The 2,869-nt window shown below is 68.6% G+C and carries 2 protein-coding genes; both read left to right on the top strand.

The window, feature by feature from the left end; all coding sequences use genetic code 11:
• Nucleotides 1-240: 240 nt before the first annotated feature.
• The gene (locus Q0066_RS10330) at nucleotides 241-1,356 is read left to right on the top strand and encodes a ScyD/ScyE family protein (RefSeq protein WP_298132603.1); all 1,116 of its coding nucleotides are present in this window, start codon (nucleotides 241-243) and stop codon (nucleotides 1,354-1,356) included.
• A 179-nt stretch (nucleotides 1,357-1,535) separates the two neighbouring features.
• Nucleotides 1,536-2,869, top strand: a 1,334-nt coding sequence (locus Q0066_RS10335) for an ABC-F family ATP-binding cassette domain-containing protein (protein WP_298132605.1), incomplete at its 3' end; no start/stop codon positions are given.

The following is a 2,869-nucleotide window of genomic DNA, read 5'->3' on the forward strand; positions in this document are numbered from 1 at the left end:
CCGGCTCTAGGAGATCCCGGGGCGAGCCCGGGATGACGAAGGGTCGCGCCCCGGATGACGAAGAACCGCTCCGCAATTGTGCGTAGCGGTCGGCCGAAGTGAATCGTTGACCCGGGACACAGCAGGCACACAGGATGACGACGGGGCCTGGAGGAGGCTCAACGGGCGGCCGGCGTGACGGGGGGACTCCGCCGCCGCGCGTCCGATTCGCTCGGATCAGCCGGGCATGAAGGGGGAGACATGCGCACCCGTACGTTCGTGATGGCCGTCGGCGGTGTGTCGGCGAGTCTGCTGCTGGTGGTCCCGGGCGTCGCGACCGCCGGACCTGAGCCCGCCGCCAAGCCGGTGATCAAGTCGTCGGCGCTGGCCGCGCCGTTCAACCTCGACATCCGGGGGCGCACCGTCAGGGTCGCGGACGGCGGCCTCAACCTGGTCGGACGGCTGAAGAAGGACGGCTCGATCGCCACCATCGCCGCGAAACAGCCGGGGGCGTCCGGCGTCGCGACCTCTCGCAACGGCCGATGGCTCGCTTTCACCACCACGGTGACCAACGAGGAAACCTTCGAGAACACCGCGAGCGGTCTGCACCTGTGGGGTCCGATGGGCACCCGGATCTACGCCGACACCCATGCCTACGAGACCAAGTACAACCCGGACAAGGTCTATCGCTACGGGGTGAAGAACCCGAGCCAGTGTGTCTCGGACGCCCTCAAGGCCATGCAGTTCCCGGTCAGTTACAAAGGCGAGGTCGACTCCCACGCCTATTCGGTCGCTGCGTTGAAGAACCGCTGGGTGGTCGCCGACGCCGGCGCCAACGCGCTGTTCTCGGTGTCCTCGAGGGGCAAGGTGAGCACGCTCGCGGTCTTGCCGCCGCAGCCGTTCACCTTCGACAAGGCCAGCGCCGCGGCGCTGGGCCTGCCGGACTGCTTCCTGGGCGTCACCTACGCGTTCGAGTCGGTGCCGACCGATGTCGAGGTCGGCCGGGACGGCTACCTCTACGTCACCACCCTGCCGGGCGGCCCGGAAACCCCGGCGCTCGGTGCCCGGGGCAAGGTGTATCGGGTCAACCCGCGCAACGGCAGGGTGAGCGTGGTCGCGTCCGGCTTCCTGGGCGCCACCAACCTGGCGATCGGCAAGCGCGGTGAGCTGTATGTCGCGGAGTTCTTCGGTGGCAAGATCACCACGATCAGCCACGGCAAGCGCTCCACGCTGGTCTCGTTGCCCGGTGTCGTCGCCGTCGAGACCGGACCGGGCGGCAGCGTCTGGGCCGCCACCATGGGGGACCCGGACTCGCACGCACCCGGCACGATCGTGAAGATCGTCAAGGGCAAGGCGCAGCAGCAGTCCCGCGTGTAGCGACCACCGCCGGTTGAGCTTGTCGAAACCGGTCGTTGGTTGAGCTTGTCGAAACCGGTCGTTGGTTGAGCTTGTCGAAACCCCTTGTCAGCAACCGCAGAATCTGGGGTCTCGACAAGCTCGACCAGCGAAGTCTGTGATTCCGTGAGTCTCGACCCCGCCCGGTAGAGTGGTCCCTCGTGCTAGTTGCGAGGGAAGTCGAAGTCCGGGCGGGCGCCAGGCTGCTGTTGGCGCCGTCGTCGTTCCAGGTCTCGGCCGGCGACAAGGTCGGGCTGGTGGGCCGCAACGGCGCCGGCAAGACCACGCTGACCAAGATCCTGGCCGGCGAAGCGCTGCCCGCGGCGGGCCAGATCACCCGGTCGGGACAGATCGGCTACCTGCCGCAGGATCCGCGCACCGGTGACCTGGACACCCTCGCCAAGGACCGCATTCTTTCTGCGCGGGGGCTCGACTCGGTGCTGGCCCGGCTGGCTCGCTATTCGATGGAGATGGCCACCGAGACCGGCGAGGCCCAGGACGCCGCCATGCGGTCGTACGCTCAGGCTGAGGCCGAACTGGCCGCGGCCGGTGGCTACGCAGCCGAGTCCGAGGCGGCCCGGATCGCCGCCAACCTGGGGCTGCCCGACCGGGTCCTCGGTCAACCGCTGCGCACCCTGTCCGGCGGTCAGCGGCGACGCGTCGAACTGGCCCGGATCCTGTTCTCGGGCGCCGACAACCTGCTGCTCGACGAGCCGACCAACCACCTGGACGCCGACTCGATCGTCTGGCTGCGCGACTACCTGAAGGCCTACCCCGGCGGGGTGATCCTGATCTCGCACGACGTCGGGCTGCTCGAGGCGATCGTCACCAAGGTGTTCCACCTGGACGCCAACCGCGCCGAACTCGACCAGTACGCGATGGACTGGAAGCGCTACCTGCTGCAGCGCGAGACCGACGAGAAGCGCCGCAAGCGGGAACGGCTCAACGCCGAGCGGAAGGCCGAGCAACTGCTGGCCCAGGCCGACAAGATGCGGGCCAAGGCCACCAAGGCGGTCGCCGCGCAGAACATGGCCAAGCGGGCGCAGAAACTGCTGGCGTCGGTGGAGGGCGAACGGGCGTCCGACCGGGTGGCGAAGATCCGGTTCCCGACACCGGCGCCGTGCGGCAAGGTGCCGCTGCGCGGCGAGGAACTGTCCAAGAGCTACGGGTCGCTGGAGGTGTTCACCGACGTCAACCTGGCCATCGACAAGGGCTCCCGGGTGGTCATCCTGGGCCTGAACGGTGCTGGCAAGACCACGCTGCTGCGCATCCTGGCCGGCATGGAGCCGTCCGATACCGGCGAGGTGCAGCCGGGTCACGGCTTGCGGCTGGGCTACTACGCGCAGGAGCACGAGACCCTGGACGTCTCGCGCAGCGTGCTGGAGAACATGATGACCGCGGCGCCCGAGGACATGACGCCGACCGATGCCCGCAAGATTCTGGGCTCGTTCCTGTTCACCGGCGACGACGTCGACAAGCCGGCCCGGGTGCTCTC

The organism is Micropruina sp., from assembly GCF_027492755.1.
Classification (GTDB): Bacteria; Actinomycetota; Actinomycetes; order Propionibacteriales; family Propionibacteriaceae; genus Micropruina.

Bases quoted from the DNA above. Each gene is read 5' to 3' on its own strand.
- Q0066_RS10330 (WP_298132603.1), top strand. From the start codon at position 241: ATGCGCACCCGTACGTTCGTGATGGCCGTCGGCGGTGTGTCGGCGAGT.